The following is a 20,003-nucleotide window of genomic DNA, read 5'->3' on the forward strand; positions in this document are numbered from 1 at the left end:
AAAATCCTTAAAAAATACAAAATTAATAGAAGAATTATATAAAATAAAAGATTAAATTTAAATTGAATCAATGATTAAATAGTGGTGCGCCCTAGAGAATTCGAATCTCTGACCTTTTGAACCGCAATCAAATGCTCTATCCAGCTGAGCTAAGAGCGCACTAAATTAAGTTAAGAATCGGAATTATACAAAATGATTCCTTAAAGTTAGCAAAATTTAAAAATATTTTTTGAAATATTAAATGATTTTTGTAATGTAAAGCAAAATTTATCTAAATTTAGATACAATCACGCAATTATGTTCCTAAGGAGATCTTATGACACAAGAAGAATTAGATGCTTTAATGGCTGAAGATTTAAGCGATTTAACTAGCAGTGTAGATAATACAGATACAGATAATGTAAGCGATACTAGTCTTGATGAGCCAGATTTAACCGAAGATGCTGATGCTGTGGTTCAAAATAGTGGCCATGTCGTTACGCACGATAACTATAGAGTAAGTTCAATAAGTGCGTGGCCACCACCACCACCGACAGATGATCATAAAGTCGTTAATCAACTAGATGATGTTACAAAGGATTCTGAAAAAAAAGCCACTGAGATGTTTGATAAGCTTGAAACCATTAGTGGATTTTGTCTAGATGCAGAAAACACATCAAATGATGCTAAAACTTGCATTGCAAGAAATATAGAGGTTTTTGAAATTTTGCATGAAAAATTTCCAAATGTTCAAACATTTAGCGAACTTTTAGAGCTTAATAAAAATCTAGACAATAAAATAGATAGTATTATAAGCAATGTTCAAATGGGACAAGATGAAATTATGATGACGATGGATATGATGCAATATCAAGATATTCATCGTCAAAAAATAGAAAGAGTTATCAATGTAATGCGTGCGCTAAGTAAATATATGAATAGCCTATTTGAAGGTAAAATTGATGATGAAAAACGTGTTGGTTCAGCTATGCATATTGAGGGCGATACAACAACTGAAGATGTTGTAAGTAATGCTGATATAGAAGCTTTAATCAACTCATTGGGTAAAAAGTGAAAAAGCCAGAACTTTTAAGCCCGGCTGGAAATTTAACTAAACTTCAAATTGCTCTAGCTTATGGTGCAGATGCTGTGTATGCAAGTGTGGGTAATTTCTCTTTGCGTCAAAGAAGTGCAAAGGAATTTGATCTTGAAAGTTTTGAAGAGGGTGTTAGACTAGCTCATAAAAGTGGAGCCAAATTTTATGCCACGATAAATGGTTTTCCATATAATACTCAGCTTGATAACCTTAAAAAACATATCAAAACAATTAGCGAATTTGGCGTTGATGCCTTTATAATCGCTACGCCTGGGGTTATGAAACTTGCTAAAGAGATCGCTCCAAATATAGAGATACATCTATCTACTCAAGCTAATGTAATGAATTATCTAGATGCTCAAATTTACCATGATATGGGCGCTAGTAGAATAGTAGTAGCTCGTGAGATGAGCTTAAAAGATGCTGTATTAATTAAAGAGATGATTCCAAGCCTAGAATTAGAGATATTTTGTCATGGCTCGATGTGTTTTGCATACTCTGGTAGGTGTTTGGTTTCGGCTGTCCAAAGCGGTAGATTAAGTAATCGTGGAAGTTGCGCTAATGATTGTAGGTTTAACTATGAATTATATGCTAAAAGTCCTGAAAATGGCGCTTTATTTCGTTTAGAAGAGGATGAGCATGGTACGCATATAATGAATTCCAAAGATCTAAATTTAAGTAAGCATATAGAGCGAATTCTTCAAACCGGTGCTGTAGATAGCCTAAAAATTGAAGGTCGAACAAAAAGCGAATACTACGCAGCTTGCGCTACCAAGGCTTATAGAATGGCTATTGATGATGCAATTGCTGGTAAATTTAATCCTAAAATTTATGCTGCAGAGTTAAATACACTTAAAAATCGTGGATTTAGCGATGGTTATCTTATTCATAAACCATATGAGAGAGATGACACGCAAAACCATACTACTAGTATAGAAGAGGGTACGCATCAAGTTCATGCTATTAGTCTAGATGGTAAAAGTTTTAAGACTAAATTTAAAATTGATACAAAGCATGAGTATGAGATTTTTGCTCCTGTAAATGCAGCGATAGATAGTGTAGAAAATGAGCTTGGTGCCATCTATAAAAAAGATGATAATAAGTATTATGTTAAATTTAAAAAGCTAGTAAGTACTAAAGGTAAGGAATTTGATGAAATTCATAGCGGAAATGAAAACGAGATCAATCTCCCTGCAAACTTGCCAGAATTTAGCTTTTTGCGTAAAGAGATTATAGAAGGAGAGTAGATGAAATTTGTAAGCATTATAATGGGTAGCAAAAGCGACTACGAGATTGTAAGCGAGACGGCTAAAATCTTAGAAGAATTTGATGTAAAATATGAGATGATTATCAGTTCAGCTCACAGAAGCCCAACTAGAACTCATCAATATGTCCAAGATGCCGATGCTAGAGGCGCAGCAGTATTTATCTGTGCAGCGGGTATGGCAGCTCATTTAGCCGGCGCAGTTGCTGCTTATAGTCTAAAGCCAGTGATTGGTGTACCAATGGGAGGTTCAGCAGTAAATGGCGTAGATGCGCTATATTCAACTGTTCAAATGCCAGCTGGTATGCCAGTAGCAACTCTAGCAATTGGCAAGGCTGGAGCTAAAAATGCAGCATATTTAGCAATGCAAATTTTAGCTCTAAGTGATGAAAATTTGGCATTAAAACTAAAAGAAGATAGAGAAAAACAGGCTAAATCACTTGAAATGGATTCTAAAAAAATCGAAGTTTTATTAGGTGGTGCTAAATGAAAACATATCTAGCCATTGATGAGTTTTGTCAGCTAGTACATCTAAAGCGTGAAGTTGTTGATGGTATGATTGAGCGTGGTGCATTAAATACAAAAATAGATAATGATATAATATATATAGAGGCTAACGAAGGCACAATGAGTGTTGTACCAGCGCACAATGGTGAGATAGTTGCTAGTACCGAGCAACATACTTTACCAGGTGAGAGCTTTGTCGAAAAGACAATTGGAACGATTTTAAATTTACACGAAAAAGTCCTAGATGCTAAAGATGAAACATTAGATGTGCTTAGAAATGAAAATCAATTTTTAAAAGAAGCGCTTTATTCTATGCAAGAGTTATATGATGAGGATAGAAAGACGGTTGAGACGCTTACTACTCAGCTTAAAAATGCTCAAGAAGAGGTTGAATTTTTAAAGCGTAAATATAAGTTGATGTGGAATAAGGCCATAGAGAATTTTAATAATAAAGGAAATTCATGACATTTAGTCAGATAATTTTAACCTTGCAACAATACTGGAACGAGCAAGGCTGTATTGTCGTTCAACCATACGATATGCCAGCTGGCGCTGGAACCTATCATCAAGCAACATTTTTGCGTTCATTAGGTGATAAACCATGGAATGTAGCCTATGTAGCTCCATCTCGCCGTCCAACAGATGGTAGATATGGCGAGAATCCAAATAGACTTGGAAGCTACTATCAGTTTCAAGTAATAATGAAACCAAGTCCAAAAAATATTCAAGAGCTATATTTAAAAAGCCTTGAAAGACTTGGCCTTGATCTTAAAAAGCATGATATAAGATTTGTAGAAGACAACTGGGAGAGCCCAACTCTTGGTGCATGGGGTCTAGGCTGGGAAGTTTGGTTAGATGGTATGGAAGTAACTCAATTTACATATTTTCAACAAGTCGGCGGAATTCCGTGCGAATTAATAAGCGCTGAAGTAACATATGGAATTGAACGCTTAGCTATGTATTTGCAAGATAAAGATAGCGTATATGATATCATATGGGATGATCATGATGGCAATGTAGTAACATATGGCGATGTGCATAAGCAAGGTGAATTTGAGTTTAGTAAATATAACTTTGAAATAGCTGATACTGCTAAACTCTTTGCATGGTTTGAATCTTATTCCAGTGAGTGTAAGGCGATTTTAGAGCATGGATTAGCACTTCCAGCATATGATTATTGTATGCTTGCAGCGCATACATTTAATGTACTTGATGCACGTGGAGCAATTAGCGTTACACAAAGGCAAGACTATATTTTAAAAATTAGAGAACTAGCTAAAGGCTGCGCATTAGCTTATAAAGAGAGTTTAAAATAGGTGAAAATATCTGAAATTTATGCTATGCTTGATAGCATAGCGCCATTTGATTTACAAGAGAGTTGGGATAATTCTGGACTTATAATAGGTAGTATGAATGATGAGTTTGATAGTATTACTTTAAGTCTTGATTTAGATAGTTCACTTATAGCTCAGGCTAAGCCTAGAACACTTTTTATAACACATCATCCGTTAATTTTTAAAGGTTTAAAAAGCATTAATAGCAGTGAATATCCAGCAAATTTAATCAAAGATATGATTAAAAAGGATATTAGCTTAATCTCTATGCATACTAATTATGATAAAGTGGTTTTGAATAAATTTGTATTAAGTGAGGTTTTAGGCTATAAAAATTATGAACAAGATAGTGAATTTGTGTTTAAATTTGAGGTAAATAAGAGCTTTGAAGAGTTTGTAACTGATATAAAATCCAAATTAAATTTAACTACTATAAGAGTAGTTAAAGGATGTGATTTTATCAAAACAGCAGCCATTTGTACTGGAAGTGGAAGTGAGCTAATTGGTAGTTTTAAAGCCGATTGTTTTTTAAGCGGAGATTTTAAATATCATACAGCACTTCAATCTTATGAAAATTCACTTAGTTTGATTGATATTAATCATTTTGAAAGTGAGCGGTATTTTGGGGAGTCTTTGGCGCTAAACTTGCAAAAGTTTAAAGTTTTTGCTACAATCACAAATTCAATAAACCCATTTGAATATAGATAACCAAAGGAAATCAATGAATAAGTATTTACAACAACTTGTGAATTTATCACAAATCGACCAAAAAATAGATAATTACGCACCAAGAATTGAGAGTATTAATAGAAATTTACAACTTAAAAAAGATGAAATAACAACTATAGATGAAAATATAGAAAAAGTTGATACAGAAATATCAGAGTTAAAGGCACAAATTGCTAATACAAATTCTCATATTAATGAATTTAATGCCAAAATCAAAGATATTAGCAAAAAATCTTCAGCTGTCAAAAGCGAAAAAGAGATAAAAGCTCTAAATTTAGAAGAAGACCTAGCTAAAGATCAACTTGAAGCAGCTAATGAAGAGATTGGCAGACTTGAGAGAATAATAGATAGCAAAAATGAGTTAAAAACTGAACTAGAACAGAAAAAATCTAATGCTCAAAGTGCATTAGATAGCTTAAATAGCGAAGTAGCTGATGAGTTAAAAGCTATTGAAAATGAAAGAAGCAAGATTTATGATCAAAAAGAGAAATTACTAGCTGATATGAATCAAAAAATACTTACATTTTATGAAAAAATTCGTAAATGGGCAAAAAATACAGCAGTTGTACCAGTTAGAAAGCAGGCGTGTTATGGTTGCTTTATGAAAATTAATGATAAAACATATGCTAATATTATTAAAAGTGAAGATATCACAACTTGTCCACATTGTGGTAGAATCTTATATAAAGAGACTATTGAGGAGTGATTTATACTCTATTTACGGCACTTTTGCTCGGAATTTGCTCGCCGTTTTTATGGCTTTTAAGTTTTAAGCAAAAGTTTGTCCGTAGCCTTAGGGCTAGATTTTTCTTATATCGCAATCCAAAGCCTAAATTTGCTAAATACCATTTTCATGCTTGTAGCTTTGGTGAGGCTTGTGCTATTGAGCCTTTAGTAAAAGAGTTAAAAGATTGTAGAGTAAGTGTAATTACCCAAACTGGATTTGATAAGGCTAAGGGATATGCAGATTGTAGGTTTTTACCATTTGAGTGCTTTTTGCCTTTTTGGTTAAGCAGATCAGATGTTTTAATAGTTTTTGAAGCAGAATTATGGCTAAATTTATTTAGAGTAGCTAAATCAAACGGCTCTAAAACCATACTTTTAAATGCTAGAATTAGCGATAAAAGTTATAAAAATTATTTAAGATTTAAATTTTATTATAAATGGCTTTTTAAATATGTTGATTTAGTTTTAGCACAAAGCCAGACAGATAAAGATCGTTTAATAAACCTAGGGGCTAAAAATATCAAAGTCGTAGGAAATATCAAATCAGCCAATCTACCAAAGCCATCAAAGCAATATAAAAAACCAGATAAAAGAGTGATAATAATAGCTAGTTCACATGAAAATGAAGAGAAAAATCTATTAGCTAATCTAATTCTTAAGGATAATGACCAGCTTTTTATAGTTCCGCGTCATCCTGAGAGATTTAATAGCGTTTATAATATTATTAAAGATAGTATTAAAAATATAAGCTTTGAGAGATTTAGTGATAATATGGGATTAAATTCGCAGATTATTCTTGTAGATACTCTTGGGGAGCTGGTTAATTTATATGTAATTGCTGATATTGTCGTGCTTTGTGGTAGTTTTGAAAAGGGCATTGGAGGGCATAATCCTATAGAGGCAGCTCAATTTAAATGCAAAATTTTAAGCGGAGAGTATATCCATAATCAAAAAGATTTATATAAAGCAGTAAGCGGGATTGAGTTTTGTTCATATGATAATGTGTGGCAAAAGATAAATTCAAATTTAAAAAACACAAAAATTATAAATATGTGCGATATGGATAAGATAATAAAAGATATAAAAGGATAAATATGCAAAAGGCTTATAAACTTCTAGCAATTCAAGAGGGCATTTCAAACAACGAAGCCAAGGAGTTAATAGACGCTGGACTAGTAAGTGTAGGCGGCCAAAGGCTTGTGCTTGCTAGAGGACTTTTAAAAGAGAGTGCTAAATTTAAGGTAACAAAACTAGCCAAACCAGTGAAAATTTTTGAAGATGAAAATATAATAGCAATCAACAAACCGCCTTTTATCACGAGTGAAAAGATCGCTGAAATATTTAAATTTCCACTTTTAAATCGTCTAGATAAAGAGACTAGTGGAGTGATTTTGCTATATAAAAATGAAGATTTTCAACAGCGTGCTATTAAAGAATTTGCACAAAATAGGGTAGGTAAAACCTATCTTGCAGTTGTTAAAGGTATAGTTTGTGAAAGCTTTACTATAAACCAGCCATTAACAACTATAAAAACAAAATCTGGAGCCTTTAGCAAAATCGATCTAAAAAGTGGCAAAACAGCTATCACGCATATCACTCCAGTAGCAGTCGAAGGTAAAAAATCACTACTAAAAATAGATATAGAAACTGGTAGAACTCATCAGATTAGAGTGCATTTAGCAAGTAGTGGATTTGGCATTGTCGGAGATGAAAAATATGCTAAAAGTAGCTCAAAAAGACTATATCTACATAGCTTAAGAACTAAGATTTTTGATTATGAGTTTTATGCTCAGCCTGATAGTGGATTTTTTGATCAAGGATTTGAGCAAATTGATAAAAATATTTTAAAAAATTTATAAGATTATATAAAATACCGCATTTTGTATATTTTACATTGCATAGATTTAAATTTAAAACTATTTTGAGTTTTTAAAATTTAAATCTATTTTATTAAGTTTTTAAAAGCTATAAAAAGTATTAAAAATTTTAGTGATACTCTAATTATAGTCTTTAGCTATTTAGTTAAAGCCCTTTTAGCATAAAATTCCATCTTAAACTCTATAAACTTATCAGCCATTATAGCCTCTCTCATCTGTTTCATTAAATTTAGATAGTAATGTAGATTATGCAAACTCGCAAGCCTAAAAAATGTAAGCTCTTTAGCCTTATATAGATGGTTTAAATATCCACGGCTATATCGTTTGCAAGTGTAGCACCCGCACTCATTATCTATTGGTTCATGATCGTTTATAAATGCTGCTGCTTTGATATTTAACTTACCAAAGCTAGTAAATAGCGTCCCATTTCTAGCATTTCTTGTAGGCATCACACAATCAAACATATCAACCCCACGACTAACATTTTCTACTAAATCCTCTGGAGTGCCAACGCCCATTAGATATCTTGGGCGATTTGGATCGATATAGGGCATTACGCCCTCTACTGTATCATACATTTGCTCATTTGATTCCCCCACGCTTAGCCCACCGATAGCTAATCCATCAAAATCCATATCACACAAGGCCATAGCGCACTCTTTTCTAGCGTTATAGTCAGTCCCACCTTGTATTATACCAAATAGATTTTGATTAACTCCAACTCCATTTGCTTTTTGGTTTTTATGATATATTTCAGCCTCTTTAGCCCATTTTATCGTGCGTTTTAGGCTTAGCTCTATGCGTTCTTTTGTCGCTGGAAGGGCGACCAAATCATCTAAAATCATCATAATATCACTACCCAAATCATACTGCGTATCTAGCACACTTTTTGGTGTGAAGTAGTGAAGGCTACCATCTATATGGCTTTTAAATTTAATCCCATTTTCATCAGCTTTAGAGCGGTGCGATAGAGAAAAAGCTTGAAATCCACCACTATCAGTTAAGAAATTGCCACCAAATTTACTAAATCCATGAAGTCCGCCAAATCCCCTTATAACCTTACTTCCGGGGCGTAAATAGAGATGATAGGTATTGGCTAAAATTATCTTAGCTTTTAAAATTTCACCCATATCAATCGCATCAAGACTCTTAATCGCCCCAAGTGTGCCAACAGGCATAAATACTGGAGTTTGTACAACTCCGTGAGCCATCTTAATAGTACAAGCTCTGGCGTTTTGGCTTATTTTATCTATCTTAAATTCCATATAAATCCTTATTAAATCGGCGTAATTTTAGCAAAATATTGCTTAGAATTTAGAATAATTAAACTGATTTAAAAAGCAAAACACAAGGTATTAAGATATATAATATTAAATTGCTTTATCAATATAATAAATTTAGAATATGCAAAATTTCTTATAGTTTTGAGTTTAAAAGTCTCATATAAAATATACTTTAAGTTTAAAGCAGAAGTTAGCTATAAAAAGGCTTTTAGATTATATTATTCTCTTTAAATATCTAAAATTGCTTTTCTTATTCTTTCATCAAAACTCATTTTATCCACCCAACTTCTCACACAAAGGCAATATCTGTTCAATTATTTCTACAATCTTTTCTTGTTCGGCAAGTGGCGGGAGTGGGAATAGCATTTCTTTTATTTTATTAATACTTACACCACCAATTATTCCATTAATATTATCTTTAAATGCATCTATAAAAACTGTACTTTGCAGAAAATAGAATAAAAACTTTTCAACTTCATATTTATATGGATTAAAACAACAAAGTTTATTTCCAAAACATACATCTTGATTTGTAAAAGCAATTTTTCTTCCAGCACTACCACCTTCAATACACATTAAAACCGTATTTTTAGGTGCAATGCGAAAAGTGTCTTTTTCAAAAGGAATTTTTATACCATTATCGTAGTTTATTGTTTGATCAAATCCTACATCTTTTGTTCCAATATAAACCCAACCATCTTTTATATTTGTATATTTAAGTTTTTTTTCAGTTTCATTAATGCTATTACCTGTATAAAGATTGCAGAGATTTGATAATCTACACCAACACCAGCTTTTAGGAATTTCAAAGGGGATTTCATCTTCTGTAATTTCACTTACGGCAATTGGAGTAGGCTTTTTGGCTTTTGGGTTTTTCTTTTTTGCTTCTTCCCAATCGGCTAGAAGTTTTGCGTTGCGTTCTTCTATAATTCTATCTAAAAGTTGTTTGCCACTTTCTTCTATTGTGGTAGTTTTTCGCCAAGATTTTGTGAGTTTGCCTTGTATTGCTTCTTGTAAAATAGCTTTTTTTACTTTATCTGGAAGAGCGGTTTTTAATTCCTCTTTTTGGAGAACCGCATTTTCGTAAGCATCAACCAAAGGCAGCACTTCTTCAAGTTTTGCAACAATTGCATTTTGCACGGCAAGTGGTGGGAGGGGGAAAAGCATAGGATAAATTTTCTTTCCCGATACAACTGGTTGTGCAGTCTTATTTTGTTGTTTTCCTAAGTCTAGTTGTCTTAATACAGTTATTAAATAATTCCGATTGAGATAGTTTTTTGAATAATTACTAATAAACGCATTATCAGTTACCCAAGCTTCTTTTTCTGTTAAGTGTACACTTCCGCAATAAAATCCAACACGTCCAATCACAATTGTTTCTTCGTGAATATTAGCATCATTGTGATATCCAGTTATACCATTCCCACCATAAACAGGAATCGAACCGTCTTTCATTTGTGTAGATGTTAATCCATCTCCTGATTTTATTTGAATCAAATCCCCCAACTACACCAACACCAGCTTTTAGGAATTTCAAAGGGGATTTCATCTTCTGTAATCTCACTTGCGACAATTGGAGCGGGCTTTTTGGCTTTTGGGTTTTTCTTTTTTGCTTCTTCCCAATCGGCTAGAAGTTTTGCGTTGCGTTCTTCTATAATTTTGTCTAAAAGCTCTTTGCCTGTTTTAGTTTCCCCTTCTACATTACTAATCAACTGGCCTGTTATGGCCGCTTGGAGAATTGATTTTCTTAAATTTGTATCTTTTTTTATCTTTGCCAATTTAGTTTCCTTTTTTATGTTGCCAAATTCATCAAATTGGGTACATAATGTCATCAATATGTACCCAAAAACAATATTTTGGGTACATATACGAATGAGCATGTACCCAAAATCGTTAAATTGGGTACATATTACGATTTTACAGATTCAATAGTTTCAACTTCTGATACAACTTTCCCCTGATTTAGAAATAATTCAAATAAAGCATTATTAATATAATAATTAGATGATCCTTTTTTCATTTTTGTCAAAAGTTTTAAATCTACAATCATATCAAGATATTTTGCTGCCGTTTTGCGTTGAACATTCATATCCCGTTCAATAAATTCAATCTTTGTATACGGATGGAAAAATAAATTATTCAAAAGTTCATGTTTATATGTTTTTCCAAATACGGGTTTTAAGATTGCTTTATATTGTGCCATTAATTGCGCAATACCATTTATTAAAATAATTGTTTCTTTAGATGTAACTTCTATTCCTTTAAGAATAAACATAACCCAATTCTGCCAATCCTTTATATCTCCATCATTATCACGGACAGCTTGAATCAATTTGTAATAATCGGCTTTATTACGAGTGATATAACGACTCAAATATAAAATTGGTAAATCCAAAAGTCTATTTTGTACTAAATATAAAACAGAAATAATACGCCCAGTTCTTCCGTTACCATCATAAAAAGGATGTATGCTTTCAAATTGGTGATGTATTATTGCTAGTTTAATCAATGGATCTAAATCAGATAATTCAGAATTGTTAATAAATTGTTCAAGATTTGACATATAATGTTCAACTTCATCTCCTGTTTTTGGAGGAGCATAAACAATTTCTTGCTTAGAATTTTGTAATGTTACAGCACTTGTTCTAAACCCAGCTTTATTTTTTTCAAGCTTTTCTTGAATATTTTTAATAATGTTATTTGTAAGAAGCATATTTTCTTTTACTCTTGAAAAGCCTTCAAGCATAGCTTCTCTATAATTCATAACCTCTTTTGCTGCATTGCTAACTGCATAATTACTTACAGAAAGATCTGCTTGAAAAATCTCATCATGGGTTGTTACTATATTTTCTACTTCGGAACTTTCCTTTGCTTCTTGTATAACAAGAGAATTAATCAAAACACCTTCATTTGGAATTGTATGAGCAACTCCTTTTAATTCTGCCAACGCTTTGTTTGCAAGATTAACTTGTTTGAGTATTTCTTTTGTTTCAAGGTCAATTCCAAGTGGTAATTTAGGAATAGTATAAGTCTTTGCCAATTTTTCTCCTACAATTCAATTCCAAGAATTTCAGTAATTTTTGCTAGTGTTACATTGATTTTTTCTTCTGCAGCTTCACTATGCTTTTTATAATTTATGATTGTCTCTTTTATGCTTAAGATTTCCTCTTCCTCGTGAGGATAACCACAAAGGTCAAGGTTATAGCCACCTTCTATAAGCTCGTAAGAAGTAAAGCATTTTGCCTTTGGATTTCCTTCTTCATCGGCTATTTCTTTACGGTCATTCCACCATGCAACACAATCATCAAAATCAGAAAGTTTCATCGGTTTAGTTTTAGAAAAGTATTTAATTCCATCTGGTATATCTACACGATAAAACCATGTTTTACCGGTTGGTTCTTCATTATTGAAAAAGAGAATATTTGTTGTAATGCTTGTATAAGGAGAAAAGACACTTTGTGGCAACCGCACCACGGTATGTAGATTATATTCTGTCAGTAGCTTTTTCTTGAGATTTATCTTTGCGTTATCATTGCCGAACAAAAATCCATCAGGAATAATGACAGCGGCACGACCGTTTTTCTTTAAGCGATACAAAATAACAGCTATAAAAAGATCTGCTGTTTCGCTTGATTTAAGGTCAGCTGGAAAGTTTTGCTTGATGTCTTCTTTTTCGCTTCCGCCATAAGGTGGATTCATAAGAATTACATCAAATGCATCTTTTTGCGTGTAGTCCAAAAGTTTTTTTGTAAGTGAGTTATCGTGAAATACTTTTGGATTGTCAATTCCGTGAAGTAACATATTTGTTACGCAAAGCATATATGGGAATTGTTTTTTTTCGATTGCGTAAATTGAATTATAAAGTTTTTCAGAATCTTCATTGCTGATTGATCCTTTTGCGTCTTTGATTGCTTCAAGTTCTTTTATCCAACTTGAAAGGAAGCCTCCTGTTCCACAGGCAAAATCAGCCATAGTTTCGCCAATTTGTGGTTTAATCATTTTTGCCATAAACTCTGTTACGGCACGTGGAGTGTAAAATTCACCCGCAGAACCTGCACTTTGAAGTTCTTTTAAAATAGTTTCATATATTTCGCCAAAGGCATGGGTTTCTTCATAGCTTCCAAAATCAAGCTCATCAATAATATTGATAATCTGACGGAGAAGCACTCCATCTTTCATATAATTGTTTGCATCTTCAAAAGTTGTACGCACAATACTTTGGCGAATTGGGGTATCTGAATTTATTTCAAGTTTTCTTAATGTTGGGAAAAGTTCATTGTTTACAAAATTCAAAAGCTGGTCTCCGGTAAGTCCATCATGTTGATTTTCTACATGAGCCCAATTTCTCCAGCGTAATTTTGGGGGAATTATAGATTCAAATTGTTCATCATCAAATTCCCAGTCTTCTTCTTTTGCGTCATAAACTTTTAAGAAAAGCATCCAAGTTATCTGTTCAATTCTCTGGGCATCACCATTTATACCGGCATCGTTCCGCATTACATCACGGACTCTTTTTACAAAACCACTTAAGTTGCTCATTTATTTATTCCTTTTATTTTGTTACACGGATTTTTGATTTCCTTTTTTCAGATTTTGTGTTAGCAAAATCCAATCCGTGTGACACACCTTACGCTATTTTATATAATTCATTTTCCAATTCACGAAGAGCTGTTCTATACTTATCATTTCCACCAAACAAGGCTGCAATCCGAGAAGGTTTCCCAAACTTTGTAAATGGATTCTGCTTGAGAATTTCGGTTGACTCAATGTCGTAAATGCCAAGTTCAGCATATTTATCTAGTAGCGCATTGATCACCTCTTTTGCAGTTGCTCCATATTTACCAAAAAGATCTCGTTTCTTTACCTTTTCTGCACGCTCACGACGAGTCAGGGGCTTTTGGTCAAATGCGATATGGCAGATAAAATCAAAGTCATCCACATCCATCATATTTTGATCTTTTTTAATGAGTTCTAAATCTATACCACGCTCTTTAAGCATATTGCGGATGACTTCTTTCTTCTGCTCTTCATTCCAGGTCTGGATAAAATTTTCAAGGGTTCGATATGTTCCAAGAATACTTTCTTTGGTGTAATCTTCGATGCTTTCCTGTTTTAGAAGTTTGCCATCTGTATCGTAGATAGAAACTAGTCTTTGTAGAACCTGTATAGTAACGCTGCCTTTTCCAACAAACTGAATTTCTTTCCTACCATTGTGGCTCCCCTTATCATCACTGCCATCTCCAAAATCACCCTTATATTCGCCTTCTGGCTGTGGATTTGGATTATAATCGTCATTTTGTTCAATCTCTCCATCCCATTCTGGGTCGGCAAACAAACGGCTTACACGGCGAAAATCCATTATTGTAAAATGAGTTTTTCCCTCATCATATCTCAGACGAGTTCCACGGCCAATTATCTGCTTAAACTCTGTCATTGAATTGATTAGCTCATCTAAAACAATGAGTTTTACCATTTTGCAGTCGCTTCCAGTAGAAAGCAGCTTTGATGTAGTTGCAATAACGGGATAGGGCTGCGAAACTGAAATAAAATAATCCAGCTTTTCTTTTCCATATTTATCACTTCCAGTGATACGGACAACATACTGCTCTTTTACATTGCCCTGATTATCTTTTAGAATCATATCAGTATTTAAATTGTTCAGTGCAACTCGCATGCGTTCTGCGGCATCTTCTGTGGGACAAAATACAATTGTCTTGGACATACGGTCTGTTTCTTTTAAAAATTTTGTAATTTCCTGGGCAACTTCATCAATTCTATCTTGGATGACAATATTATAGTCATAATCTGAAAGATTATATTCTTGGTCTTCGATTTCTACTCCGTTAATATCCTTTTGACCTAGTTTTGGTCTCCAGCCGTCATCAATACTAGTGCGAACATGTATTACCTTGAATGGAGCAAGAAATCCATCTTCAATTCCTTGTTTAAGACTGTAGCTGTAAACAGGTTCTCCAAAATAATCGATGTTAGAAATATATTTTGTTTCTTTTGGTGTAGCTGTCATACCAATTTGTGTAGCGCTGCTAAAATAATCAAGAATCTTTCGCCAGCGAGAATCAGCCTTTGCAGACCCACGATGGCACTCATCAACAATAATAAGATCAAAGAAATCTGGTTTGAAGAACTCTTTATATTTGGCAATTTCTGCTTCTATTTCAGCTTCTGTTTCTTCAACTTCCTCTCCTTGGTGCTTTGCGGAATCCAACTGTTGATAAAGGGCAAAATAGACCTGATATGCTGAAATTTTTGATTTATCTTCTTTTTGGAAATTGATTTTGTGGATTACTTTTTCTAAAGGCTTAAAGTCACCGTTAATAGTCTGATCTACGAGATTATTTCTATCAGCAAGATAGAGCACTTTCTTCTTTGTTCCTGACTCAAGGAGTCTCCATACAATCTGAAAAGCCGTATAGGTTTTTCCTGTTCCAGTTGCCATTACAATAAGAATTCGGGTTTGTTGTTGTGAAATTGCCGCAAGGGTTCTATTTACCGCATTTCGCTGATAGTACCTAGGGGGATAACAATTTGAACCAGAATAGAAAGGCGTATTCAAAAGATTTTCTTCAAAACAAAGTGGAACATCATATGCTTTTGATTCTCCATCCATCGCATATCGTTCTTGGTTTTCAACTTCTAGAATTTTTGTTGCATCAACACCTTTCCACCGGGCATAAAGTTCATCTGCAGTGGGAAACTCCGAAAGGGGAAATTCTTTTTCAAGCCCAGTTGTAAAATCGTGTTCAAAAAAGCTATCTCCGTTTGATGTATAGACAAAAGGAACATTCATCATAATTCCATAGGAAATGGCTTGTTGCATACCAAACGATGTTGAATGATTATTATCTTTAGCTTCTACAATCGCAAGTGGAGTCCCTTTATTATACCAAAGAACATAGTCACATCTTTTCCCTTTATCACGACTTGGAACATTTCCTTTAATAAGAACTTTCCCATCCGTGAAATTATTTACAGGAGCTGTCTCCATGGTGATTTTTTTAGTATCCCATTTTGTCAACAATGCTGGAGTAATAAATTGAAATTTAATATCTTCTTCTGTCATTTCCGATTTTGGTAATATGTGGTGAGTTTCCATACAATTATTCTTTCAATAATACAAATTATAAAAACATTATAACACATTTATAAGAATTTTACTAACTACGAAAAATCATAATATCTCTGTTTAAGAGTTTAATATTTCATACTTTTAAGTTATTATCATATTTTTAATTTTATTTGACTTTGTTTAGCTTTATAATAATGAGTTAGGTATAGATATTTAAAATCCACTTTTATCTATTTTAAATTTCAATTATGATAATATAAGGCCATATTTTTATGGAGAATTGATGAAAAATATCTTGATTATTGCTGATGGAATTTTAGCCAAAAATTTCTTAGAGCGACTATTTAATAGCAAAAATAACGCCTTACACAACTACACAGTAATCACCTATAATGAAGAGACAATCCCTAGCTGGGATGTGAATTTTGAGAATTTTATATTTTATAACTTTGACCCAACTAGCCTTGGCAAGCTTAAACTACATTTAAAGAGTGAATTTGAACAAGCTATGGTGATAATGCAAAATGAATTTGATATAAGATGCGTATGCGATAATCTGCGTCAAATTTATCCAAATTTAGAGATAGATGTGCTGGATTTATGGGGTATGGGAAGGCATTTTAAGGGCGATAATCTAATATCTATAATTGATGCTAGAAAGATTCTAAGCTCTAGATTTATGGATTTCTTGCCTGATGTGCCAGTAATTGCTGATAATATTGGCCTTGGGCTAGGGGAGATTATGGAAGTTCAAGTCCCACATGGTAGTAGCTATGCTTACCGCCATGTAGGTAATATCCGTAAAAAACGCTGGAAAATAGCTATGATATATCGCAATGGAAGTTATACAATAGCTACTTCTAATACACTAATCTTGCCAAATGATACTTTGCTAGTAGTTGGTGAGCCTAGAATTTTAGAAAATGTATTCCGTGCGATTAAAAAAGAACCTGGTCAATTCCCAAATCCATTTGGCAATAATATCTATTTAGCCTTGGATATGAAGCTAATGAGCAATAACGATATAGAAAGATTACTAAGCGATACATTAGAACTACATAAAAAATTAAATAGCAAAAAGCTATATATAAAGGTAGTAAATCCAACTCTTAGCAAAATTTTTAGCGATATTAAAGAGCTTAGATCAGATAGTATTTTTATCAAAATTGACTACTTTAGCGCTACAATATCGATTCAAAAATCTAAAATGAATGAGCTTGATATCGGTCTAGTAGTTACTAATGGTAGAGCATTTAATCTATATAAAAAGGGCTATGAAGCTCTAAAAGTTCCTGTATTAAAAATAGGCACAAGTGGATTAAATAGTGTTAAAAGAGGTGTAATTTTAGGCGATAAAACCGATGCTGAGAGCAACTCTAGCGTAATTATGGATTGCTGTAAGCAGCTTGATTTTAGTATATATTTTTACCATTTTGATAACAAATTTGATGATGATAGTAAAGAGCTAAGGGAGCATTTTGAGAGCTTATCAAAAATCTTTGATAAAAAGGTCAATATCGTAAATGATGGCACAAATCCACTACTAAAGCTTAAAAATAATGAAAATATTTTACAATTTTTAAGCTTTAGTAGCAAGATTATGGATGGTAAATTTGGAGCGATTTTTTCTAAAGATATTAATCGTTTGCACTATATTTTGGGTGATAGCTATCAACTATTTATCCCACAAAATGATAAAATTTAAGGATTAAAGATGAAAAATACAGCTTTTATAACTGGGGCTACATCTGGCTTTGGGGAGGCGATGGCTAGGGCTTTATCTAAAGATGGATATAAATTAATTTTGCTTGGTCGTCGCAAAGATAGATTGGAGAATTTAGCTAATGAACTTTTGAATTCTCACATAATCGCTTGTGATATTAGGGACAAAAATGCTCTATTTAAGGCAGTTGATGAGCTACCAAATGAGTATAGAGATATTGAAATTTTGATTAATAATGCTGGACTGGCTCTTGGGCTTGAGCGTGTAAATGAGGCTAGTTTAGATGATTTTGAAACTATGATAGATACTAATATCAAGGGGCTTTTGTATACTACAAAGGCGGTTTTGCCTATTATGACTAAAAGAAAAAGTGGATATATATTTAATCTTGGTTCTGTGGCTGGTCAGTGGCCATATCCTGGTGGAAATGTATATGGTGCTACTAAGGCCTTTGTAAAGCAGTTTAGCTTTAATCTTAGAAATGACTTAAAAGGCGATAATATACGAGTTACAGAGATAGCTCCTGGCATTGCTAAGACCGAATTTAGCCTAGTAAGATATAAAGGCGATGAGCAAAAGAGCGATGCGGTATATGATGGAACTGAGTATTTAAAGGCAGATGATATCGCTCAAATCGTGCTTGATTGTATAAATTTACCAAAACATGTCAATATAAATAGCCTTGAAGTTATGCCGACAACGCAGAGTTGGGCTGGATTTTTCTTTGAAAAAGAGTAGGGTATAAGCGTGGATTGTAGGTATTTAGGAGATTGTGGAAGTTGTGTTTTGACTCTTAGCTATTGTGATCAAAAGCAGCTTAAAATCGCTAAGATAAAGGAGCTTTTTAGCAAGTTTTGGAGTGGAGAATTTGAGTTTTTTGACTCAGATGAGAGTGGATTTCGCTCTAGAGCTGAATTTGGCATTTGGCATGAAAATAACGATATAAGCTACTGTATGCGTAGTCAGCAAAATACGAAATTACCAATACAAAGCTGCCAGATAGTAGATACTAAGATATCAAATATAATGCCAGAACTTCTAAAAACAATAAAAGAAGATAAGGCTCTAGTAGAGCGATTATTTGGCGTAGAGTTTATTAGCTCAGCCAAAAGTCTTATAGTAACGCTTTTATATCATAAAGATGTAAATAGTATAAAAGATAATCTAGCCAATATACAATCTAAGCTAAGAATAGGTCTAATAGCTAGGAGTAGGGGAGTAAAGCTAGAATTTGGCGATACAAAAATAAATGAGATTTTAAATATAAATGGGTGTGAGTTTAGCTATATTATGAGCGATACGGCATTTATCCAGCCAAATAAAAAGATAAATGAAAAAATGATTTCATGGGCTGTAAATGCAGTAGAAAATGCAGCAGATTTAATAGAGCTATATTGCGGACATGGAAATTTTACTATACCAATTAGTCTTAAATTCCAAAAAGTTTTAGCTACTGAGATATCTAAAAGCTCAATTGATATGGCATTGAAAAATTGCCAATTAAATAGTGTAAATAATATCAAATTTGCTAGACTAAGTGCTGCTGAGATAATGAGCGCAATAGCTAAGGAGCGAGAGTTTGAGAGATTGCGTGGTGTAGATTTAGATAGTTATATATTTAGCCATATATTAGTCGATCCACCAAGGGCGGGGTGCGAAGATAGCGTTTTAGATTTTATGAGCAAGATAGATAATATAATTTATATATCATGCAATCCACTGACATTGCAAAATAACTTAGAGATACTAAGTCAAACACATAAAGTGGTAAAATTTGCAATATTTGACCAATTTGTCCATACTAATCACATTGAATGTGGTGTAGTTTTAAAAAGAATCAAATAAACACTAGCTGCAATAAGTGACAAAATAAATTTATAATCAAGATTAAATTTAGCTTATATTAGTAATTTTTATCTTGGATGAATTATATATTTTTAGTTGTCATTTACTGCAGTATAGGTAAAATATATTGATTTATTTAGCTTTTATATCTTTTTATATTTTAATATAAATTTCAGTTTAATTCAAATTTTGGCTCAGTTTTTGCTTATACTAAATAGAATATAATTTTGATTTAAGTTAATTTCTTGGTTTATGTATTGTAAAATTTTACATAAAATAATACATAAAATTTCAAGAATAATTTTACTTATTATTTTAATGAAAATAATACATATTTTACTATGTATTATTATACATACATCCTATAAATAGTGGTAAAATGGGGATTTTTTAGTATCAAAAAACCCAAAATAGGTGAATTTATTTTAGTTTGAAAATTATAGTTTTCAATACTAAATATATAAAATAGTGCTTTTTATATATATTTTTAATTATTTTATAATAATTATAGCTTTGTTTGTCAGGCGTTTGTTTTCAATCATTTTATGTTTTT

General features: G+C 32.8%; 18 protein-coding genes and 1 tRNA gene. 12 read left to right on the forward strand and 7 right to left on the reverse strand.

Annotated elements, in window-relative coordinates; genetic code table 11:
* Positions 1 to 82: 82 nt before the first annotated feature.
* Positions 83 to 159: transfer RNA gene (locus CIGNP103_RS00680), tRNA-Arg, on the reverse strand.
* A gap of 157 nt (positions 160 to 316) precedes the next feature.
* Here CIGNP103_RS00680 and CIGNP103_RS00685 point away from each other — a divergent pair.
* From CIGNP103_RS00685 to CIGNP103_RS00725, 9 genes are read left to right on the forward strand one after another with little or no spacing between them, the layout of a single operon-like run.
* Positions 317 to 1,054, forward strand: a complete 738-nt coding sequence (locus tag CIGNP103_RS00685) for a chemotaxis protein (protein ID WP_086224521.1) — start codon at positions 317 to 319, stop codon at positions 1,052 to 1,054.
* Positions 1,051 to 2,322, forward strand: coding sequence for a peptidase U32 family protein (locus CIGNP103_RS00690; protein WP_086268408.1), 1,272 nt, complete (start codon positions 1,051 to 1,053; stop codon positions 2,320 to 2,322). Before CIGNP103_RS00685 ends, CIGNP103_RS00690 begins: the two co-directional genes overlap by 4 nt.
* Complete coding sequence (purE, locus tag CIGNP103_RS00695; protein WP_086224519.1) at positions 2,323 to 2,829, forward strand: 5-(carboxyamino)imidazole ribonucleotide mutase; 507 nt, start codon at positions 2,323 to 2,325, stop codon at positions 2,827 to 2,829.
* Entirely contained in the window at positions 2,826 to 3,311 is a 486-nt protein-coding gene (locus CIGNP103_RS00700; protein ID WP_086227032.1) for a DUF3972 domain-containing protein, read from the forward strand. The genes purE and CIGNP103_RS00700 overlap by 4 nt, the downstream gene beginning before the upstream one ends.
* On the forward strand, positions 3,308 to 4,162 hold the full coding sequence (gene glyQ / locus CIGNP103_RS00705) for a glycine--tRNA ligase subunit alpha (RefSeq protein WP_086227033.1): 855 nt from the start codon (positions 3,308 to 3,310) through the stop codon (positions 4,160 to 4,162). Before CIGNP103_RS00700 ends, glyQ begins: the two co-directional genes overlap by 4 nt.
* Positions 4,163 to 4,888, forward strand: coding sequence for a Nif3-like dinuclear metal center hexameric protein (locus CIGNP103_RS00710; RefSeq protein ID WP_086232091.1), 726 nt, complete (start codon positions 4,163 to 4,165; stop codon positions 4,886 to 4,888).
* Between the two features lie 13 nt (positions 4,889 to 4,901).
* Positions 4,902 to 5,615: a zinc ribbon domain-containing protein gene (locus tag CIGNP103_RS00715; protein ID WP_086238342.1), complete on the forward strand. Its 714-nt coding sequence runs from the start codon at positions 4,902 to 4,904 to the stop codon at positions 5,613 to 5,615.
* Entirely contained in the window at positions 5,612 to 6,727 is a 1,116-nt protein-coding gene (gene waaA, locus CIGNP103_RS00720; RefSeq protein ID WP_086268409.1) for a lipid IV(A) 3-deoxy-D-manno-octulosonic acid transferase, read from the forward strand. The genes CIGNP103_RS00715 and waaA overlap by 4 nt, the downstream gene beginning before the upstream one ends.
* A 2-nt stretch (positions 6,728 to 6,729) precedes the next feature.
* On the forward strand, positions 6,730 to 7,494 hold the full coding sequence (locus CIGNP103_RS00725; RefSeq protein WP_179187530.1) for a pseudouridine synthase family protein: 765 nt from the start codon (positions 6,730 to 6,732) through the stop codon (positions 7,492 to 7,494).
* Between the two features lie 155 nt (positions 7,495 to 7,649).
* Here CIGNP103_RS00725 and tgt read toward each other — a convergent pair whose 3' ends face one another.
* The 6 genes from tgt to hsdR all read right to left on the reverse strand — a co-directional run bounded on the left by tgt (position 7,650) and on the right by hsdR (position 15,876).
* A complete protein-coding gene (gene tgt / locus CIGNP103_RS00730) occupies positions 7,650 to 8,777 on the reverse strand; it encodes a tRNA guanosine(34) transglycosylase Tgt (RefSeq protein WP_086268410.1) in 1,128 nt (375 codons plus the stop codon).
* Positions 8,778 to 9,068: 291 nt separating this feature from the next.
* Positions 9,069 to 10,250 (reverse strand): restriction endonuclease subunit S, encoded by a 1,182-nt coding sequence (locus CIGNP103_RS00735; RefSeq protein WP_236847402.1) that lies wholly within the window; start codon positions 10,248 to 10,250, stop codon positions 9,069 to 9,071.
* 38 nt (positions 10,251 to 10,288) lie between these two features.
* Positions 10,289 to 10,573 carry a hypothetical protein gene (locus tag CIGNP103_RS00740; RefSeq protein WP_086268412.1) on the reverse strand — a complete coding sequence of 95 codons (285 nt, stop codon included), beginning with the start codon at positions 10,571 to 10,573 and terminating at the stop codon, positions 10,289 to 10,291.
* A gap of 131 nt (positions 10,574 to 10,704) precedes the next feature.
* Positions 10,705 to 11,835 carry a Fic family protein gene (locus CIGNP103_RS00745; protein WP_086235335.1) on the reverse strand — a complete coding sequence of 377 codons (1,131 nt, stop codon included), beginning with the start codon at positions 11,833 to 11,835 and terminating at the stop codon, positions 10,705 to 10,707.
* An 8-nt stretch (positions 11,836 to 11,843) separates the two neighbouring features.
* Positions 11,844 to 13,334 carry a type I restriction-modification system subunit M gene (locus tag CIGNP103_RS00750; RefSeq protein WP_086268413.1) on the reverse strand — a complete coding sequence of 497 codons (1,491 nt, stop codon included), beginning with the start codon at positions 13,332 to 13,334 and terminating at the stop codon, positions 11,844 to 11,846.
* Between the two features lie 88 nt (positions 13,335 to 13,422).
* Positions 13,423 to 15,876 carry an EcoAI/FtnUII family type I restriction enzme subunit R gene (gene hsdR, locus CIGNP103_RS00755; RefSeq protein ID WP_201790322.1) on the reverse strand — a complete coding sequence of 818 codons (2,454 nt, stop codon included), beginning with the start codon at positions 15,874 to 15,876 and terminating at the stop codon, positions 13,423 to 13,425.
* Between the two features lie 289 nt (positions 15,877 to 16,165).
* Here hsdR and CIGNP103_RS00760 point away from each other — a divergent pair, with 289 nt between their 5' ends.
* The 3 genes from CIGNP103_RS00760 to trmA are packed head-to-tail and all read left to right on the forward strand — an operon-like array spanning position 16,166 to position 19,450.
* Complete coding sequence (locus tag CIGNP103_RS00760) at positions 16,166 to 17,587, forward strand: COG3400 family protein (RefSeq protein WP_086268415.1); 1,422 nt, start codon at positions 16,166 to 16,168, stop codon at positions 17,585 to 17,587.
* 9 nt (positions 17,588 to 17,596) lie between these two features.
* Complete coding sequence (locus CIGNP103_RS00765; RefSeq protein WP_086252464.1) at positions 17,597 to 18,343, forward strand: SDR family NAD(P)-dependent oxidoreductase; 747 nt, start codon at positions 17,597 to 17,599, stop codon at positions 18,341 to 18,343.
* A gap of 9 nt (positions 18,344 to 18,352) precedes the next feature.
* Entirely contained in the window at positions 18,353 to 19,450 is a 1,098-nt protein-coding gene (gene trmA, locus CIGNP103_RS00770) for a tRNA (uridine(54)-C5)-methyltransferase TrmA (protein ID WP_086252465.1), read from the forward strand.
* Positions 19,451 to 20,003 lie beyond the last annotated feature (553 nt).

This window comes from Campylobacter sp. P0103 (assembly GCF_002139545.1).
GTDB classification, from domain to species: domain Bacteria; phylum Campylobacterota; class Campylobacteria; order Campylobacterales; family Campylobacteraceae; genus Campylobacter; species Campylobacter devanensis.